At 57.4% G+C, this 17,838-nt stretch carries 16 protein-coding genes and 1 riboswitch; of the genes, 3 read left to right on the forward strand and 13 right to left on the reverse strand.

Annotated features, from left to right (window positions below; genetic code table 11):
* Window positions 1-4 precede the first annotated feature (4 nt).
* Window positions 5-1,387, forward strand: a complete 1,383-nt coding sequence (locus ADH66_RS13260; protein WP_066539754.1) for a sensor domain-containing diguanylate cyclase — start codon at window positions 5-7, stop codon at window positions 1,385-1,387.
* A gap of 48 nt (window positions 1,388-1,435) precedes the next feature.
* On the opposite strand, the gene ADH66_RS13265 is transcribed toward ADH66_RS13260, so the two are convergent.
* Window positions 1,436-2,038: an ECF transporter S component gene (locus ADH66_RS13265; RefSeq protein WP_088364449.1), complete on the reverse strand. Its 603-nt coding sequence runs from the start codon at window positions 2,036-2,038 to the stop codon at window positions 1,436-1,438.
* A gap of 112 nt (window positions 2,039-2,150) precedes the next feature.
* A riboswitch (FMN riboswitch) is annotated at window positions 2,151-2,285 on the reverse strand.
* Window positions 2,286-2,342: 57 nt separating this feature from the next.
* On the opposite strand from ADH66_RS13265, the gene ADH66_RS13270 reads away from it, so the two are divergent.
* Both ADH66_RS13270 and ADH66_RS13275 read left to right on the forward strand, forming a co-directional pair.
* On the forward strand, window positions 2,343-3,833 hold the full coding sequence (locus ADH66_RS13270; RefSeq protein WP_066539749.1) for a bifunctional ADP-dependent NAD(P)H-hydrate dehydratase/NAD(P)H-hydrate epimerase: 1,491 nt from the start codon (window positions 2,343-2,345) through the stop codon (window positions 3,831-3,833).
* Between the two features lie 75 nt (window positions 3,834-3,908).
* Window positions 3,909-5,462: a putative ABC transporter permease gene (locus ADH66_RS13275; protein WP_066539745.1), complete on the forward strand. Its 1,554-nt coding sequence runs from the start codon at window positions 3,909-3,911 to the stop codon at window positions 5,460-5,462.
* A gap of 65 nt (window positions 5,463-5,527) precedes the next feature.
* Here ADH66_RS13275 and ADH66_RS13280 read toward each other — a convergent pair whose 3' ends face one another.
* The 12 genes from ADH66_RS13280 to fliQ form a co-directional block, all read right to left on the reverse strand.
* Complete coding sequence (locus ADH66_RS13280) at window positions 5,528-7,606, reverse strand: glycogen debranching protein (protein ID WP_407922931.1); 2,079 nt, start codon at window positions 7,604-7,606, stop codon at window positions 5,528-5,530.
* Window positions 7,607-7,744: 138 nt separating this feature from the next.
* Window positions 7,745-9,013 carry an EAL and HDOD domain-containing protein gene (locus ADH66_RS13285; RefSeq protein ID WP_066539743.1) on the reverse strand — a complete coding sequence of 423 codons (1,269 nt, stop codon included), beginning with the start codon at window positions 9,011-9,013 and terminating at the stop codon, window positions 7,745-7,747.
* 15 nt (window positions 9,014-9,028) lie between these two features.
* Window positions 9,029-9,976 (reverse strand): chemotaxis protein, encoded by a 948-nt coding sequence (locus ADH66_RS13290; RefSeq protein ID WP_066539742.1) that lies wholly within the window; start codon window positions 9,974-9,976, stop codon window positions 9,029-9,031.
* A gap of 18 nt (window positions 9,977-9,994) precedes the next feature.
* On the reverse strand, window positions 9,995-10,483 hold the full coding sequence (locus ADH66_RS13295; protein ID WP_066539740.1) for a chemotaxis protein CheD: 489 nt from the start codon (window positions 10,481-10,483) through the stop codon (window positions 9,995-9,997).
* Window positions 10,476-11,102: a chemotaxis protein CheC gene (locus tag ADH66_RS13300; protein ID WP_066539737.1), complete on the reverse strand. Its 627-nt coding sequence runs from the start codon at window positions 11,100-11,102 to the stop codon at window positions 10,476-10,478. Before ADH66_RS13300 ends, ADH66_RS13295 begins: the two co-directional genes overlap by 8 nt.
* Before the next feature lie 23 nt (window positions 11,103-11,125).
* Complete coding sequence (locus ADH66_RS13305) at window positions 11,126-11,869, reverse strand: flagellar hook-basal body protein (protein WP_066539730.1); 744 nt, start codon at window positions 11,867-11,869, stop codon at window positions 11,126-11,128.
* Window positions 11,870-11,884: 15 nt separating this feature from the next.
* Complete coding sequence (locus ADH66_RS13310) at window positions 11,885-12,643, reverse strand: flagellar hook-basal body protein (protein WP_066539727.1); 759 nt, start codon at window positions 12,641-12,643, stop codon at window positions 11,885-11,887.
* Between the two features lie 101 nt (window positions 12,644-12,744).
* A complete protein-coding gene (locus ADH66_RS13315; RefSeq protein ID WP_066539725.1) occupies window positions 12,745-13,524 on the reverse strand; it encodes a sigma-70 family RNA polymerase sigma factor in 780 nt (259 codons plus the stop codon).
* On the reverse strand, window positions 13,521-15,617 hold the full coding sequence (gene flhA, locus ADH66_RS13320) for a flagellar biosynthesis protein FlhA (protein ID WP_066539723.1): 2,097 nt from the start codon (window positions 15,615-15,617) through the stop codon (window positions 13,521-13,523). Before flhA ends, ADH66_RS13315 begins: the two co-directional genes overlap by 4 nt.
* A gap of 70 nt (window positions 15,618-15,687) precedes the next feature.
* Window positions 15,688-16,764 carry a flagellar biosynthesis protein FlhB gene (flhB, locus tag ADH66_RS13325; RefSeq protein ID WP_066539722.1) on the reverse strand — a complete coding sequence of 359 codons (1,077 nt, stop codon included), beginning with the start codon at window positions 16,762-16,764 and terminating at the stop codon, window positions 15,688-15,690.
* Between the two features lie 20 nt (window positions 16,765-16,784).
* Entirely contained in the window at window positions 16,785-17,558 is a 774-nt protein-coding gene (locus ADH66_RS13330) for a flagellar biosynthetic protein FliR (RefSeq protein WP_066539721.1), read from the reverse strand.
* A gap of 4 nt (window positions 17,559-17,562) precedes the next feature.
* A complete protein-coding gene (gene fliQ / locus ADH66_RS13335; protein WP_066539719.1) occupies window positions 17,563-17,820 on the reverse strand; it encodes a flagellar biosynthesis protein FliQ in 258 nt (85 codons plus the stop codon).
* Window positions 17,821-17,838 lie beyond the last annotated feature (18 nt).

The following is a 17,838-nucleotide window of genomic DNA, read 5'->3' on the forward strand; positions in this document are numbered from 1 at the left end:
TCATATGCAGACCCAGGAGAAAAAAAGCAATGTCCGCGGCGTAAGCGTGCGCCAAGTGAACTTTGGGATCCTGCTGCTGTCGGTGCTGCTGTACGCGGCCCTGCTGGCGCTCAGTTTCCACGCGGCAAAAGAATATAAGGATATGAAGACCGCCACCGACCTGTATATCTCCTGCCAGGAGAACGCCGCCCTGGTGACGGCGGGCTCAGACTATCTTACGGAGCAGGTGCGTATGTTCACCTTTACCCTGAAGCCGGAGTATATGGAGAACTATTTTCATGAGATACACGTGGACCGCCGCCGTGAGCTGGCCCTGGAGCAGCTCAGCGGCCAGGCCGGGGATACCGCCCGTGAGTACCTCAGCCGGGCGCTGGAGCGCTCGAACCAGCTGACGGAGCTGGAGATATACGCCATGCGCCTGGCGGCGGAGGGGGCGGGACTTGACGGCCTGCCCCAGGAGGTGGAGGACACGGAGCTTTTCCCGGGACATAAGCGCCTTTCGGAGGAGGAAAAGATAGAGCTTGCCAGAGATAAGGTTTTCGGCGAGGAGTATCAGGCAAAGAAAGCTCTTATTAACGACAATGTATACGCCTTTATCGGCGACGTCATGTCCACCACCCATAATAGGCAGGGAGCTGCCATGTCCGACCTGGACCAGGCCATGACCACCCAGCGCATAGCGTGCAGTCTGCTGCTTCTGATGAACATTATTATATTTGTCATGATAGCTTTCCTTATTGTAAAGCCCCTGAAGGTGTACATAAAATGCATCAAAGAGGACCGGCGCATGGAAATCACCGGGGCCTATGAATTCAAGTATCTGGCCCTTACCTATAACGATATTTATGAACTGAACGGCGTTAATCAGGTGTTGAAGCAGCACCAGGCCGAGTATGACCCTCTTACCGGCGTTCTGAGCCGCAGCTGCTTTGAAAAGGTCAAGGAGCTGACCCGGCTGAAGCCCCGGCCCATCGCGCTTTTGCTGATAGACACGGATATTGCCGGTCAGGTAAGCCGCAGATATGGGTATGAGACCGGCGATAAAGCGCTGAAAAAGGTGGGCCGTATGCTCAACGAGCACTTCAGAGCCTCCGACTTCCCGGCGCGCACGGACGGGGACCAGTTTGCCCTTATCATGGACGAGGTGGAACCCGGCAGACAGGCAAATATAGTCCAAAAGCTCAAGGACATAAACCGCCAGCTTTCCCACCCCAAGGACGGGCTTCCGCCGGTCTCCATCAGAGTGGGCGGGGCCTTTTCTCCCGAGGGGTTCACAGAGGAGCTGTACCAGAGGGCAAACGCCGCGCTGAACGGCGTGAAGCGGGACGGCCACGGCGGGTGCAGGTTCTATAAGGAGGGCCTGGAGCTCCCCGCGGACCAGCTATAAAGTAAAGTACCGGCCGCATATGCGGCCGGTACTTTTGCTGTGCGCCTGTTATTTTGTGCCCTTTAGGAGGGGCGATATGCGCTTGTATATCAGGAGGGTGACCGCCGTGCTCAGAAGCCCCTTGACGAAGGTGAAGGGCATATTGAACCAGATAAGCGCGTCCCAGAGGGTCTTTACCTTGGGGTTAATGGCCCTGTACATATCCAGTATGGCCTCCATGGGCATCACAAGGCCATAGGCCGGGTACACGATGAAATAGTTGCTGGGAAGGCTCAAAAGGGCCATGGCCGCAGAGCCGATGAGCGCGCCCGCAAGGGCCCCCAAGCGAGTCTTCTTCACCCGGTAGATTATGCCCGCCGGCAGGACAAAGGCGGCGCCCAAAAGGAAGTTGCTCAGCTCCCCCACCCCGCCGGTGCTGGTGGCCAGAAGGTGTACCAGGTTCTTTATCAGGCACACTGCCACGCCGGACAGGGGCCCAAGGCTGAAGGAGGCTATCAGCGCGGGCAGCTCGCTGAAATCCAGCTGCAAAAAGCTGGGCATCAGCGGCACGTGCACCCCCACGAACATCAGCGCCGAGGCCACCGCCCCCAGCACCGCCGTCACCGCCAGGGCGCGTATGTTTACTCTCTTGACTTCTCTTACCTGTTCCATGATATCAGGACCTTTCATATGAATTTGCAAAGGCCTTTGCGCAAATAAAAATCCCCGGACGTAAAAACGCCCGGGGCTATGCGTCAGGAAACACGACGGCAAATACAGCCGCCAAAATCTTCTCTCCTCCGGACTCTAACCGTCGGTACCGGAATCACACCGGTTCAACGCGCCGAAACTCTCCGCTTCGGCTCCGCTCGCAGACTTTACTGCCGGTAAGGAATTTCACCTTGCCCCGAAGACCTTTTGCTGGTATAATTATAGTATATGACCTGCGGATTGTCAAGACGGACGGAGGGTAAAGATGAAGCTTTTTTCTAAAACCGAGATGCAGAGCCTGGAGTCGGAGGGCGTATACGCGGGGGTAAGCCTTTGGGAGATGATGGCGGGGGCCGGGGCGCAGCTTGCCCGGGCGGCCATAGATAAGTGGGGTCAGCCAAAGGGACCGGCGGTCGTGCTCTGCGGAAAGGGCAATAACGGCGGCGACGGCTTTGTGTGCGCCCGGGAGCTGGCGGAACTGGGGGCAGAGTGTGCCGTGCTCCTGCTGCACGGCGGCCCCAATACGGACCTTGCCGCCGCTGCCTTTGCCAGGCTGCCGCCCTCTGTAAAGGTGCTCTCCCCCGGAGCGGAGGCAGAAGCCGCCCTTATGGGCGCGTGGCTGGTGGTGGACTGCGTGTTCGGCTTCGGGTTTCGTGGGGAGCTGGACAGGATTTCCACCGGGTACCTGCGCCTTGCCAACTCCCTTCCCTGCCACAGGATAGCCGCCGACCTGCCCAGCGGGGCCGAGTGCGATACCGGGCGGGTATCGCCGGATACCCTCCGGGCGGAGCTGACAATAGCCTTCACCGGGGCAAAGCCCGCCCACGAGAGCTACCCGGCCAAGGAATACTGTGGCGAGGTGCGGATATGCCCGGTGGGCATACCCCCGGAGCTGGTTTCAAAGGCCGGGACCTCTGGAGAGGTTACCGGCTCCGAGCACCTGAGGGCCCTTCTCCGGCCCCTTGACATCCAGGCGCATAAGGGCAGCCAGGGGCGGCTCCTGATGGTCTGCGGCAGCTGGGGCATGGCCGGGGCCTGCGTTATGGCGGCCAGGGCGGCCCTTCGGTGCGGAGTGGGGCTCCTGGACATAGTCTGTGAGGAGCGGGTCTATCCCCTTTTGGCCGGGGCCGTGCCCGAGGCCGTCTTTACCGTCCTTGACGGCCCGGACAGGCTTTTCGGGTCCCTTAAGGCCGCCAACGCCTGCGTGCTGGGCTGCGGACTTGGAAACGGGCAGGAGTCGCTCATACGCCAGGTGCTGGGGTGCTGCCCCGTCCCCCTGGTGATAGATGCGGACGGCCTGAACTTCTGCGCCCGCACCGGGTTTGACCTCTCCGCTCTCCCGGTCCCCCACGTTATCACCCCCCACCCCGGCGAAGCCGCACGGCTGCTGGGCAGAAGCGTTGCTGAAATTCAGGCCGGGCGCATACCCGCCGCTTTGGAGCTGGCAAAGCTTTCCGATGGCCCGGCGCTTCTGAAGGGCGCAGCTACGGTCACAGCCCGGCCGGACGGCCGCTTTGCCATAAACCCCACCGGCAATCCCGGTATGGCCAAGGGCGGCAGCGGGGACGTGCTCGCAGGCATGATAGGCGCGTTCCTCAGCCAGGGCGCGGAGCCCTTTGAGGCCGCCCGGGGCGCGGCCTATCTCCACGGCCTTGCCGGGGACAGGTGCAGGGACAGGCTGTCCGCCCGGGGTATGCTGCCCACGGATCTTTCCTCGGAGCTTTTAGAAATCTTTAAGGATTTTGAAAGGGATTAAGGGGTTTACAATTTATTTATATTTTGGTAAAATAGTCTGAGTTCCGGCGTATCTGCGCCGTGCGGAGGGCTTATTATGCTTTATACTTACCTGTACTGCTTTTTCATTTACGCGTTCCTCGGCTGGTGCGCAGAGGTGCTCTATGCCGCGGCCGTGGAGAAGCGCTTTGTGAACCGGGGTTTCCTCAACGGTCCCGTCTGTCCCATCTACGGCGTAGGCGTGGCGCTTATCGCCCTGCTTATGGGCCCCTTCTCGGGCAACCTGCTGGCGCTGTTTATAGGCTCCATGATACTGGGCTCGGCTCTCGAGTGGACGGCGGGTTTCCTGCTGGAAAAGATATTCCGTCAGAAGTGGTGGGACTATTCCAATGAACCCCACAACCTGAACGGCTATGTCTGCTTGAAATTCTCCGTACTCTGGGGCTTTGCGGGCGCGGTGGTGGTGCGCTTTATCGTGCCCTCCACCAGCCGCCTGGCGCACCTTATGCCTCAGCCCCTGGGGTGGGTGCTGCTGGCAGTGCTGGGCGGTCTCCTTATTGCGGACCTGTCGGTAACCGTGGTGTCCATCATAGGGCTCAACCGCAAGCTGAAAATGCTCGACCTGGTGGCCGCGCGGCTTAAAGCCGACTCCGACAAGCTGGGCAAGGGGCTGTTTGAGCACGCCGCCAGCGCCAAAAAGCGGGCCGAGGTCATGCAGCTAGACGCTGAAAAGCTCCACGAGAGATATGAGCAGGCCCTGCACTCCAATGTGCTGCACCGCCGCCTGCTGAAGGCCTTCCCGGACCTTAAATCCCTCAGGCATAACGAGCAGCTGGAGGCCCTGCGGGAGAGCATCGACGTGTTCCGCCGCAAGTCCCGGGACGCCAGTATACGCCGCAACCAGGCGGCTATAGAGGCCTATGAGCCACATCTCAACGAGGGCCAGGAGAAGCCCTTTGGGTACATGATATGCTATGAGAAGCTCTTTTGGATATTCATGGCGGGCAACGTGGTGGGCTGTTTTCTTGAGACCGTATACGCCCTTATCCTGCCGCCCCATCAGTTTGAGCTGCGGGTAAGCGTGGTGCTGGGCCCCTTTATCCTGGTGTACGGCTTCGGGGCCGTGGCCATAACCCTGTTCCTTCGCAGGATGTACAACCAAAGGGACGTGCTGATATTCATCGCCAGCATGGTGGTGGGCGCGACCTTTGAGTATTTTTGCAGCTTTGTCCAACAGGCGGCCTTCGGCACCGTGTCCTGGGAGTACAGCGACTCCCCCTTCAACGTGGGCGGGCGCACGAATCTGATGTACTCCGTCTTCTGGGGCATACTTGGCCTTGTGTGGGTAAAGGACCTGTACCCGGTGGTGTCAAGAAGGATAGAGCGGACCCCGAAGAAGCTGGGGCGGGCGCTTACAGTGTTTTTTACAGTATTTATGGCAGTGGATATGGCGGTATCCGCAGGGGCGGTGTACCGCCAGTATGAGCGGGTGGACGGGGTCCCGGCCACAAACAGCGTACAGGAGTTTTTTGACAGGACCTTCCCGGACGAGGTGCTCAAGGTGATATACCCGCATATGCAGTATGTGGGCAAGCCGGAGCTGCCGGAGAAGCTTCGGGAAAACCAAGCCATACCCGAACCCGCCCAATAGAAACATAAAAATCCCTCCCCGATGCTCTTCACACCGGAGAGGGATTCTTCTATCGGTTTATTGCTTTAACGTCCCAGGAACACCATCACCGACCGGGGCCCGATACGGAAACTGCGGCTTTCAAAGTGTTGGGCCTTCTGTTCGGCCTGCCAGGTGCTGCACACCAGCTCCCAGTGCATGGAAAGGGGCAGCTCGGGCAGGGTCACGTCCAGCTCGCCCCAGTAGGCGTTGGAGGCCACATAGACCACCTCTGCCCCCTTATCCCGCTCGTAGCCCGCGAACATCACGCCCACATAGTGCTCGTCGCCGCCGAAGCCGTCCTTCCTCCAGGGGGTGACCCCGTGGAAGCTCACGTCCGGGAAACCCATGACCCCGCCGCTGAGGTCCGCCCGCAGGACCCGGTGGGCCTTTCTAAAGGCTATCATATACTTGAAAAAGCCGAACATATCTCGGTACTTGTCGAGCCGCCGCCAGTCAAGCCACGAGGTGATATTGTCCTGGCAGTAGGCGTTATTGTTGCCAAACTGGGTGTTGCAGAACTCGTCGCCGGAGAGGAACATGGGTATGCCCCGGCTGCACATTAGAAGGGCGAAGGAGTTGCGCACCATCCGAAGCCTGAGCTCGTTCACCGCCGGGTCGCTGGTCTCCCCCTCGGCCCCGCAGTTCCAGCTGCAATTATTGTTGTTGCCGTCGGTATTGCCCCAGCCATTAGCATCGTTATGCTTGTCGTTATAGGCGAAGAGGTCGTATAAGGTGAAGCCGTCGTGACAGGTCAGAAAATTTACCGAGGCATTTTCCCGGCCCTTGGACTCATATATGTCCCGGGAGCCGGAAATGCGCTGGGCCGCCAGATTCGCCGTACCGTTGTCGCCCTTGATATAGGCGCGCATATCGTCCCTATACTTTCCGTTCCACTCTGCCCAGCGGTTCCAGGAGGGGAAGCTGCCCACCTGATAGAGCCCGCCCGCGTCCCAGGCCTCAGCAATGAGCTTCACCCCGCCCAGGATGGGGTCGAAGGCCAGGGACTGCAATAACGGCGGCTTATCCATGGGGGAGCCGTCCTCGTTGCGCCCCAGGATAGAGGCCAGGTCGAAGCGAAAGCCGTTTACCCTGTAGGTGGTGACCCAATAGCGCAGGCAGTCCAATATCATCTGGTGGACTATGGGGTGGTTGCAGTTCAAGGTATTGCCGCAGCCGCTGAAATTATAGTAATAGCCCTCGGGGGTCAGAAGATAGTAGATATTGTTGTCAAAGCCCTTGAAGGAGAAGAAGGGACCCTGCTCATTGCCCTCTGCCGTGTGGTTGAAGACCACGTCCAGGTACACCTCTATACCGTTCTCGTTAAGCTCACGGATAAGGCGCTTTAGCTCGTTGCCCTCCCGGTTATGCTCGGTGGTGGCGGTGTAGCTGGTGTTGGGGGCAAAGAAGCTGACGGTGCTGTAGCCCCAGTAGTTGTAGAGCTTATTTCCGTTGTGCTCGCGGTAGTCCTGCATCTCGTCGAACTCGAAGATGGGCATAAGCTCCACGGCGTTTACGCCCAGCTCCTTAAGATATGGTATCTTCTCCCGAAGGCCCTCGAAGGTGCCGGGGTTCGCCACCCCTGAGGAGCTGTCCTTTGTAAAACCCCGCACGTGCAGCTCATAGATTATCAGATCTTCATTTGGCACCATAGGCTGTGAGAAGTTGCCCCAGTCAAAGTCGTTTTTCACGACCCGGGCCTTATACTGCTGCATACCCGGTTGGTTCTCTCCCCACTCACGCTGGCCGGTGACCGCCTTGGCGTAGGGGTCCAGAAGAGGCTTGCTGCGGTCGAAGATAAGGCCCTTCCTTGGGTCGTAGGGGCCGTCCACCCGGTAGGCGTACTCGAACTCGGCAATATCCAGGCGGAACACTATCATGGAGTACACGTTGCCTATCCTATAGGGCTCCGGGAAGGGTATCTCCCCATAGGGCTGGTCCTCGCCGGGATGGTACAGCAGAAGGGAGATGGCCGTGGCCCCGTTGGAGTGTACGGTGAAGTTCACGCCGCCGGGGATGGCGGTGGCGCCGTTTATCTCGTAGAAGCCGGGGCGGATGGAGTAGGTGACGCCGTTGCACTCGATAAAGTCCAAAGGCACCAGATGTATGTTGCTGGGCAGCCTCATTGCCGCTACAGCGTCGCTCTTATTCAGGGTATGCACGTCCAGGTGATGGCGGTTTGCTTCCATGGGGGTCTTCCTTTCGTGATATTTTATGCTACGGGGCGTATAGCAAAAATGCCCCCGCAGCGAGGGGCACTTCTCTTATCCTTCCAGTTCCTCCGTGCCGGGCTGCTGTGGGGAGATCATCTGTTTCCAGGTGGCGTTTACCGACTCGGTACAGTTGAAATACACCGTGGTCAGAGTGTGGGTAGGTATACCCAGCTCCTCGGCGTGCTTGGTTATCTTTTCCCAATCCGCCTCCTCATAGCTGAGAGTCAGGTCATAGAGCTGTCCGCAGCGGCCCTCGTGGCGCAGTATGGCGGCCTTTATCTCCTCGGCGATGGGCACCGTGGAGAGTATCTCCTCCATGGGCGCGTCGATAAGGTGCTCCAGGGTAGAGAACATACCCATAAGGTACGCGTCCGAGCGGGAAATGGGCATATTCTTGGCGTAGCGCATGAGCTCGCTGCAAAAGCTGGCCCGCATGAAGGAGAGCTTCAGAAACTCCTCGGCGGTCTCGTCTATCTCGTCGTTGGCGTTGGTGGTGCTGAGAAGGTATATCCACTGCTTCAGCTGGGAGATGCCCAGAGTCACAAGGCCCTGGCGGATGGTGGTTATTTTGTTGGTGGTGAAATAGGCGGAGTTCGCCACTCGCAAAAGGCCATATGTAAGGGTAGCGTCCATAGAGATTATCTGCTCTATCTCCTCCATGTCCGGCTCCTCCTTGACCACGGCCACCATGAGCCGGAAGAAGTTGCTCTGGAGATAGCCGCTGGAGTGGGCCTTTGTGGCCATCTGCTTTGCCACATAGCTGCCCTCCATGGCGTCCATACCCATGCGCAGGGCCGTATCGTACAACTCCTTATTGTCCACATTGGTGGCAATCACCTTCTTGTTCATGCTCCTGGCAAGGTTGACGATATTTTCGGCGCTGGCTCCGCTTATGGTCTTGACATTCAGCTTGATATAATCGATAAAATCGATCAGCGACAGATACCGCGGCGCGAACTGAAACTCGTTCACCGCTATCTTATAGCCGTCCCGGGCATACTGCTGTACAAAACGCAGGGCCAGGGGATGTATCACCACGCTGTCGTCTATCTGTATGACCAGCTTTTCCTTTGGGAAGAGGGCCGGGGTCTTTTTCATCAGCAGCGTGGTGGTAAAGGTCATGAAGTGCACCGCGTCCGTCAGCGACTTCTCCACGTTGTGCATCAGGAAACTGTATACCGTGTCGGCCACGGCGAACTCGTTGGAGCTCTCGTCGCTGTTGCCATAGGCCTGGTTCTCGCCGTAGTACAGTATCTCATACGCTATGATCTGGTTTTTTTCATTCTTGACCGGCTGGCGGACAATGTATCTCTCTCTCATAGTCTGCGCCTTCCCTTACACCGCCGGGCGCGCCGCCTGGGCTTCCTTCTTCTTCTCCAGCAGAATGTCCATCACATGGACCAGCTTGCCAATCTCGGGCTTGCTCATCTGCTCGTCGGCGCCCAGCTCCTTGCCCTTTATTCTCATCTCCTCGTTTATCAGCGACGAGAATATTATCAGCGGGATATGCTTCATCTCCGGGTCGTTCTTAACAAGCTTTGTCAGCCTATGGCCGTCCATCTGGGGCATCTCGATATCCGTGACTATCAGAGCGGCCTGCCCGTCCAGATCACCGTCCTTCTTGGCCTGGGACAGATAGTTCCAAAGGTCATAGCCGTTGGGGAACATATGCAGGTTGGTATATCCGGCCTTATTAAGGCACTCCTGTATCATATGAGACAGCAGTATGGAGTCCTCCGCCACCAGGATGGGAGCTTCGTTGCGCTGGCGCTCGCCCATCTGCTCGATTTCGCTGACCTTTATGGAGGTTGAAGGGGAGATCTCCGCCACTATACGTTCGAAGTCCAGTATAGTCACCAGGTCCTTGCCGCACTGGGCGATACCCGTGGCCACGCCGTCATTGCCGCCGTTGATGGTATTGTCGGGTTTTTTGATATCCTTCCAAGATACGGTGGAGATCCCCTCCACCGTATGTATGCGGAAGGCCACCGTCATCTTGTTAAAGCCAGTGAGGATAAACAGGTCGGCAGGCTTGGGCTCGCAGTCGTCAACGCCCAGGTACTTGGGAAGGTTTATGACCGTTATCACCTCTTCCCTGGGCTTGAAGATACCCTCCACAGCCTCATGGGTGTGGGGCATAAACTTCACCGGCTCCGAAATCATGATCTGCTGCACCTTTGCCACGTTGATGCCGTAGAGGACCCCGTCAATGGAGAACTCCATTATCTGCATCTCATTTGTGCCGGACTCCAGCAGTATCTCGTCGTTCATTACTATGGCCATAATCCTTGACTCCCTTCGTTACAGTATAATATCCTGTTTTCCGTAGCTTTTTATAGTGGCCTTACCTGTTGCGGGATCGAAGGACAGCGTGCGCGCCACCGAACCCCCTACATCCTCAGCTATCAGCCGGATACCCTCGGCCCTCAGCACCTTGTGCACGCTCTCGATATTCCTCTGGCCTATATTTCCCAGTGCCCCGGACCCGGACACCGAGAACATCTTGGCCCCTCCGGCCACCTTTGCGGTTATCCGCGGCCTTCTTGCGCCCCTTGCCTCCATCTGCTTGAGGGTTTCGCGGATGCCCGTGTCGGCATACTTCATGGTGTTGGTGCGCCCCGCCTCCATGTTCAGCGGCAGCATTATATGTATCATGGCCGCAAGCCGCACATTGAGGTCCAGAAGGCATATGCCGCAGCAGGAGCCCAGCGCATAGGTGATAAGCTCGTTGCCCTGGTTTGTCATTTTCATGTCCGCAATGCCTATAACTATTTTAGAACTGTTAGCCATCTTCCACGCCCAGCTTTCTCAAAAGGAAATTGAGTGACCTGATATCGGGGGACAGTATCAGGCGGCAGGGCAGCTCATGTCCGTCGCAGGAGAAATTACCCCCGATTGTCATCAGATAGTCCGACTGCCCGCCGTACTCGGCCATGGGCACCGTCAGTATCGCGCCCTGCATATCCACCGTCAGACAGGGCACCGTCAAATCCACCTTTATGTCCGCCAGGTTCGACATGGCGTTTATAAAAGTGGATATCATGATGTTCCCCACCTCCACCAGGGCCGAGCGCTCCAACTCCTGGAGCTGGCTGTAGTCCTTGATGGAGACAGAGAGCATACGCTCTAGGATAATGTTTATAAACTCAAGGGGCTGCACCGAGAGCATTAAGCCGTTCATCTGCCCGCCGATATGCACCAGCACCCCCGCTGTGACGGGCTCCGGTCCCCCTATCCACTCGATAGCCTCGTTATACTCCATGATGCGCACCTCGGGCATGGTGATATGCACAGTGCACCCCAGCATACCCGACAGGGCCGTGGCCGCGTTGCCGGTGCCTATACTGCCTATCTCCCTAAGGGTGTCTATCTCCAGGCTGTTCAAATCCTGGTAGTTCTTTATAGTCATCCGATTACCTCCAGCCTATATAATTATCTGCGCAAGTCGTTTACTGTGGTCTCTATCTCGTCAGAGGTCTGTATCATCTTCAAAGCGTAGGTGAAGGACCGCTGGGACTCTATCACCTTACTCAGTTCGTTGGCAAGGTCCGCGTTGGACTGCTCCAGCTTTCCCTGGACCAGCTTGCCGCTGCCCACCCGAAGGTTACCGTTCTTCTCTATGGGCGAAAACCTGTTTTCATTAAGGCTCAGCATACCGTTGGTATTCACAAAGTCGAATATTCCCACCGGCAGCATCTCCGCCATGTTGGTGGAGTCCTCTGCGTCCACCTCGATAAGCTGGCCGTTGGTGCCCATAACAAAGCGGCCCAGGCCGTCCGACAGGTACCAGCGGGACTCAAGTTCGCCGTCGCCGTTTTCCAGCATATACTGGGACATGGTGAAGGAGCCGTCCCGGGTATAGGTGTACTCGCCGCTGGAGGGATCCCACAAAGCAAAGAAGCCGTCGCCGTTTATGGCATAGTCCAAAGCCCTGCCCGTGTCCGCAAAGCCGCTCTGATGGAAGTCCGTGTCCGCCGACACCATATACGCGCCGGTGCCCCGGGGCATCTCGTCCTGCTGCGCCCCCTGAACGTAGCCGTACATCAGATCGGAGAACACCGGGCGCTTGGCCTTGAAGCCGTAATTGTTCACGTTAGCAATGTTGTTGCCGTGGACGTTCAGCCGCTGCTGCTGCTGCCATGCGCCCACCGCCGCCGTATAAAATGACTGGTTCATAACCTTACCGCCTCCTTACTGTAATCTTCCCAGGTCGCTGGCCGCGTGGCCCATGACCTGATCGTACATCTTTGTAAGCGAGGCCGAGCTCTGATAGGCCCGCTGGGTGCTTATCATCTTTACCATCTGCTGGACGAGCCCTACGTTGGAGCGCTCCAGCATACTGTGGTGCAGCAGGACCGCGTCCGCCTGGGGCTGGGCCCCGTTCGCGTCGAACATACCCATGGGGTCCTTCACAAGGCCCGCCGTGTCCTCGAAGACATATACTCCTATCTGCCCCAAAAAGCCTCCGTTCTGGGTGTATATCCGCCCGAAATCGTCCGTGGTTATCTTATCCGTCAAAAGGAGTATCTCCTCGCCGTCCACGTCCAGCACCCGGCCGTGGTCGGGAAGGCTCAAGTACCCCTCCTCGTCCAGGGAGAAGTCGCCCGCCCGGGTGTACCTTATGCCGTTTTCGGTCTGTATGGCGAAGAAACCCCGGCCGTCGTCGTCGATGGCAAAGTCCAGGGGCATACCGGTTTCATCGAAGCTGCCCTGGGTATAGTCGGTATAGAGCTCAGAGGGCACGGTGGCATAGCTACGCTCCCCGATATCCGTATAAGTCTTGTTTTTATTGCCCACCAGACTGTACATCACCTCGTCGAAGGTCTGCCCGGTAAAGGTGTCCACCTTAAAGCCGGTGGTGGCGACGTTTGCCATATTGTTGGAGATCACATCCAGGTTCTTGCCGTGGGTGATCATCCCTGAGACCAGATTGTAAAAGCCGCTAAACATAATCCTTGTCCTCCATAAATTGACCTATATATAATTATACCACGTTCCGTGGTTCATTGCACTAGGTAAATGAAATATTTTTACGAAAAAATCAAAAATTTTCACTCGCCCCTAAGGTAGCTCTCCATCAGCACCTTCAGCTTCTGCACGGCCCTGGCGTGTATTTGGGACACCCTTGGGGGGGTAATATCCATCACCGCCGCGATGTCCTTCATCTTTAGGTTCTTCTCATAATACAGCGACAGCACCAGCTGCTCGTTCTCCTTCATGCCGCCGATGGCCTTTGCCAGGGTGTCCGTCAGCTCCTCGTCCATGAGCCTCTGCTCCGGGGAGCTCTGTGCTCCCTCCTCTGTGCCCGGGTCCGAGGGCCACATATCGCTGCTGTCAAACAGCTCCTGCAACGACAGTATGCTCTGTAAGGAGGAGTTTGCCAGGGTCTCCTGATAATCCCCCATACTCATGCCCAGATGCTCCGCTATCTGCTCGTCGCTGGGGTAGCGGCCCGTCTCATTATACAGCTCAGTGGCGGCCCGCTCTATCCTCTGGGCCTTCTGGCGCACCGTGCGGGGCACCCAGTCCTGCCGCCGGGCAAGGTCCACTATCATGCCCCTTATGCGCTTTGCCACATATACCTCGAACCGGCCCTTCTCCGGGTCGAATTTGTCCACGGCCTCGGCCAGCACGATAAGGCCCTCGTTGATGATGTCGTCCAGCTGGGTAAAGCTGCAGAACACCCCCCGTATCTGTAGGGCTATGCTCTTTATCAGCCCCGTATAGCGCATGGCTATCTCCCATTTCAGCTTCTGGTCCCCGCTCTCGCGGTAAAGAGCGAACAGCTCCTCGGTGGTCCCTCCGCCACGATCCTTTAGGGGGGCGGTCATGTGCCCACCGCCCTTCTGGCCGCGGACTGCTGCATGGTCACGTTACCAAGGGACTGTATCTGTACCGTGCCCACTATCTCGCTGAAGGAGAGCACGTAGAGGTTGGCAAAATACTGTGACAGCAAGCGGCTGAGATATATGCGCACCACCTGGCTCGTAAGCAGTATAGGTGGCTGGCCCAGCTCCGCGAACTTGGGCATATGCTCCGCCAGCTGAGTTATCAGGGCCTGTATCAGGTCGGGCTCCATGGCAAGGTATATGCCGTGCTCGTTCTTTGTAAGGGAGGCCACCACCCGGCGCTCCACCTCCGCGTCCAGGGTGATGGCGCGAAGCTGCCCGTCCTCGCAGAACCGGCGGGTGATGGTGCGGCTCAGGGCGTTGCGCACGCTCTCGGTAATAAGATCCGGGTCCCTGGTGGTGCCCATGGCGTCCACCATGGTCTCGAGGATAGTCTGCATATCCCTTATGGGTATGCCCTCCATCAGAAGGTTTCTGAGCACCTTCTCCAAAAGGGCGTAGGAGATCACCGACGGGCAGGCCTCCTCCACCAGCTCCGGGGAGGTCTTTTTCAGATTCTCCACCAGCTGGATAGTCTCCGTGCGGGTCAAAAGCTCGTAGGCGTGTTTCTTTATGGTCTCCGAAAGGTGGGTCAGTACCACCGACAGGGGATCGATAACCGTATAGCCGTATATCTCGGCCATCTCCTTGTTCTCGGGCAGTATCCACCTGGAGGGTATGCCATAGGCGGGCTCCACGGTCTCTATGCCGTCTATCTCCCCCAAAGGCTTCGAGGGCTCCAGGGCCAGGTAGTAGTCCACAAGTATCTCGCCCTTGGCGACCTCCTCGCCCTTTATCCTTATGGTGTACTGGTTCGTGCCTATAACCGAGCTGTCGTGCATACGCACCGTGGGCACCACAAAGCCCATCTCCTGGGCATACTGCCGCCGGAAGATGACTATGCGGTTTATAAGCTTGCCTCCGCTGCTCTCGTCCACCAGAGGGATAAGGCTGTAGCCCACCTCCATTTCAATGGGCTCCACCGTGAGGAGCGAATAGACGTTGCTCACGTCCCGGTAGTAGTCGGCCTCGGCAGGGGCGGCCTCGGGCTCCGGCTCCTGTGAGGGGGCCTCCAGGGCCTCCTGAGCCTGCTGCTCCGCGCGCATTTTGCGGCTCAAAAGCAGACCGAACACTATCAGTATGGCCGCCACCACTCCAAGGGCAAGATGGGGGGTGTTGGGCATAAGGGCCAGGAAAATAAGCGCCGCGCCTGCGGTGATAATAGCCCTGGGCTGGGCGGTAAACTGCTTTATCATGTCGGTGTTCAGGCTGCCGTCCGACACCGAGCGGGTGACTATCATACCCGTGGCCGTGGAGATCATCAGGGCGGGCAGCTGGCTCACAAGGCCGTCGCCGATGGTGACGATGGAATACTCGGTGAACACCGTGCCGATGTCCATGCCCCTTGACACCATGCCGATTATCACCCCGCCGATAAGGTTCACGGCGGTTATGATAAGGGACATGACAGCGTCGCCCTTGACTATCTTCGTGGCGCCGTCCATGGCCCCGTAGAAGTCGGCCTCACGCTGTATCTTCTCCCGGCGTATGCGGGCCTGCTGCTCGTCGATAAGGCCGGTGTTCAGGTCCGCGTCAATGGCCATCTGCTTGCCGGGCATTGCGTCCAAAGTGAAACGCGCCGCCACCTCGGCCACGCGCTCCGCGCCCTTGGTGATGACGATAAACTGCACCATAACTATAATGAAGAAGATTATAAAGCCTATCACAACATTGCCGCTGGTGATAAGCTGGCCGAAGGCCGCGATAACGTCCCCGGCAAAGCCGTCCCGCAGTATCATCCGGGTGGAGGACACGTTAAGGCCCAGGCGGAACAGGGTGGTGATAAGGAGCAGCGACGGGTATATGGAGAACTCCAGTGTCTCCTTTATGTTCATGGTGATAAGCAGTATCACTATGGACAGGGATATGTTTATCACCAGGAGGATGTCCAGAAGGAAGGTGGGCAGGGGCAGGATAAGGAACAGCACTACCACGACCACGAACAGGGAGATAGAGTTATTCAGTATCCGTTTCATCTACTCTCCTCCTTTCCATATGCCGTAACGGGCTTAAAATACAAAATAGCTTTTAATTTCATAATATATATCAACGGTTTTCTATTACCAGCTTGTTTTCAAGTTTATAGACGTACACCAGCACCTCCGCCACCGCGGCGTACAGGTCAGGTGGAATCTCATGGTCCACCTCGGCCTGGGCGTACAGCGCCCTTGCCAAAGGCACGTTCTCGATAATGGGAACCTTGGCCTCCTCGCCCTTTGCCACTATCCGGGCCGCCAGCTCATCCTGGCCCTTCGCCAGCACCACCGGCGCGGCGTCCTCTCCCTGCTTATACCGCAGGGCCACCGCGAAGTGGGTGGGGTTTCGGATGATAACGTCGGCCTCGGGCACCTGCTGCATCATCCTCTGCTGAGCCATGCTCCGCTGGACCTGCCGTATGCGGTTCTTTATCTGGGGGTCGCCCTCTGTCTGCTTGTACTCCTCCTTTATCTCCTGCTTCGACATCTTCATCTGGCGCTCGAACTCCCAGCGCTGGTAGAGAAAGTCAAAGAACGCGATAACTATAAAGGCAAGGCAGACCTGCATGAGCATATTAAAAATCGCTTCAAACAGCGTCTTACAGGCGGAACCTATGTCGGAATACATGAACCCTGCGGCGATATTCATCAGGCTCACAAGACTGTTATATATGAACACCAACAGGATTACTATCTTTATAAGGCCCTTTAAGGCCTCCACAAGGCTTCTGGCCGAAAACACCCTCTTGAAGCCGCTTATGGGGCTTATCTTGTTAAGCTTCGGCTTTATCCTCTCCCCGGCCACCAGAAAGCGCGTCTGGGCAAAGGTCGCGGCCAGGGCTACAAATATGGTCGCCAGCAGCATGGGGCCCGCTGTGGAGACAAAGACCTTCACCCCCTCGAATACCATCTCCCCCATATAGTAGCCGGGCTCGCTGTCCATGGTGCCCACCGCAAACCGGGAACACTTGGCGAAAAATTCCGAAATCTCCGTTACAAAGGTGCCGAACATCACCCGCAGCATCACCACACTGCCTATAAGCGTGGACACCGCGATAATATCCTGGCAGAAGAGTATATTGCCCTTCTTTCGTTCATCGTTTCGCCGTTTCGGGGTAGCCTTTTCGGTTTTATCCTCACCGGGCATCTGACCACCTCACTTTTCTCCTATCCCCCCGTTGCCAGGGCGATGGCTTTTTCCACTTCCAACAGCATTGTGTTCTCCATCGTCAGCAGGAACTCGCTTATAGGTGCCAAGAGGAAGTAGAGCATAGACAGTCCTATGAGCACCTTCAGCTCGATGTTTATGGCAAACACGTTTATCTGGGGGATGGCCTTCATCAGCACCCCCATGCCCACCTGTCCCATCAGCTCGGCCCCCAGTACAGGCAGGCAAAGCTTTATGGAGAGCAGCGTGCAGTCGATAAAGAGCGCCGCCACCTTTTCGGCCGCCTGACTTCCAAGGGCCGCCGTCCCGAAGGGCACCACGCCCCCGGAATCCAGCATCAGCCTTAACAGCGTATGGTGGCCGTTGGCCGAGAAGAATATCAGGAGGCTGAAGATATTCAGCACGTTAGAGGCCGGCGTGGCCTGACCCTGGAAGCTGGGGTCATAGGTCTGGGCCATGGCCATGCCCATCTGCTCATCCATGATATGCCCGGCGTATGAGGGCACAAACAGAAAGATGTTCATGACCACCCCCACCAGGAACCCCATGCCCAGCTCCAGTATGAGCCGCACGGCGAACTCCAGGAGGGTCACCGGCATCGGGAGCACCTCCCCGGTATATATGCCGTTTGCCGCCATAGCCAGCACCAGGGTAAACCCGGCCTTGAAGGTATTGGGGACATTAGCGCGCCCGAAGAAGGGCGTAAACAGCACAAACCCGGCCATGCGCACCGTAATGTACAGGAACAGCGTCAGCCTATCCCAATCCAGCATGGCACTACCCCTTCATCAGCTCGAACAGCTCCAGGGCAAAGTCCTGAAGGTTCGTCATCATCCAGCTGCCCCCTATCACAAGGAACAGCACCACAACTATCAGCTTCAATACAAAGGAGATGGTCTGTTCATGTATCTGCGTGACCGCCTGAAGGATAGCTACGATAACGCCCACCACCATGCTCAGCAGCAGCATGGGCGCGGCCAGCCGTATAACCACCCCTATAGCGTCCCGGAAAACGTCAACCACCGGCAGATCCATATCTAGGCCACCTCCTGT

It is taken from the genome of Acutalibacter muris (assembly GCF_002201475.1).
GTDB classification, from domain to species: Bacteria; Bacillota; Clostridia; order Oscillospirales; family Acutalibacteraceae; genus Acutalibacter; species Acutalibacter muris.

Coding starts and splice junctions, on each gene's coding strand:
- fliQ (WP_066539719.1), bottom strand. CDS start 17,820: ATGGATCTGCCGGTGGTTGACGTTTTCCGGGACGCTATAGGGGTGGTT.
- ADH66_RS13305 (WP_066539730.1), bottom strand. CDS start 11,869: ATGAACCAGTCATTTTATACGGCGGCGGTGGGCGCATGGCAGCAGCAG.
- ADH66_RS13270 (WP_066539749.1), top strand. CDS start 2,343: ATGAAGCTTTTTTCTAAAACCGAGATGCAGAGCCTGGAGTCGGAGGGC.
- flhB (WP_066539722.1), bottom strand. CDS start 16,764: ATGCCCGGTGAGGATAAAACCGAAAAGGCTACCCCGAAACGGCGAAAC.
- ADH66_RS13310 (WP_066539727.1), bottom strand. CDS start 12,643: ATGTTTAGCGGCTTTTACAATCTGGTCTCAGGGATGATCACCCACGGC.
- ADH66_RS13295 (WP_066539740.1), bottom strand. CDS start 10,483: ATGGCTAACAGTTCTAAAATAGTTATAGGCATTGCGGACATGAAAATG.
- ADH66_RS13275 (WP_066539745.1), top strand. CDS start 3,909: ATGCTTTATACTTACCTGTACTGCTTTTTCATTTACGCGTTCCTCGGC.
- ADH66_RS13265 (WP_088364449.1), bottom strand. CDS start 2,038: ATGGAACAGGTAAGAGAAGTCAAGAGAGTAAACATACGCGCCCTGGCG.
- ADH66_RS13315 (WP_066539725.1), bottom strand. CDS start 13,524: ATGACCGCCCCCCTAAAGGATCGTGGCGGAGGGACCACCGAGGAGCTG.
- ADH66_RS13280 (WP_407922931.1), bottom strand. CDS start 7,606: ATGAGGCTGCCCAGCAACATACATCTGGTGCCTTTGGACTTTATCGAG.
- ADH66_RS13290 (WP_066539742.1), bottom strand. CDS start 9,976: ATGGCCATAGTAATGAACGACGAGATACTGCTGGAGTCCGGCACAAAT.
- ADH66_RS13260 (WP_066539754.1), top strand. CDS start 5: ATGCAGACCCAGGAGAAAAAAAGCAATGTCCGCGGCGTAAGCGTGCGC.
- ADH66_RS13330 (WP_066539721.1), bottom strand. CDS start 17,558: ATGCTGGATTGGGATAGGCTGACGCTGTTCCTGTACATTACGGTGCGC.
- ADH66_RS13300 (WP_066539737.1), bottom strand. CDS start 11,102: ATGACTATAAAGAACTACCAGGATTTGAACAGCCTGGAGATAGACACC.
- flhA (WP_066539723.1), bottom strand. CDS start 15,617: ATGAAACGGATACTGAATAACTCTATCTCCCTGTTCGTGGTCGTGGTA.
- ADH66_RS13285 (WP_066539743.1), bottom strand. CDS start 9,013: ATGAGAGAGAGATACATTGTCCGCCAGCCGGTCAAGAATGAAAAAAAC.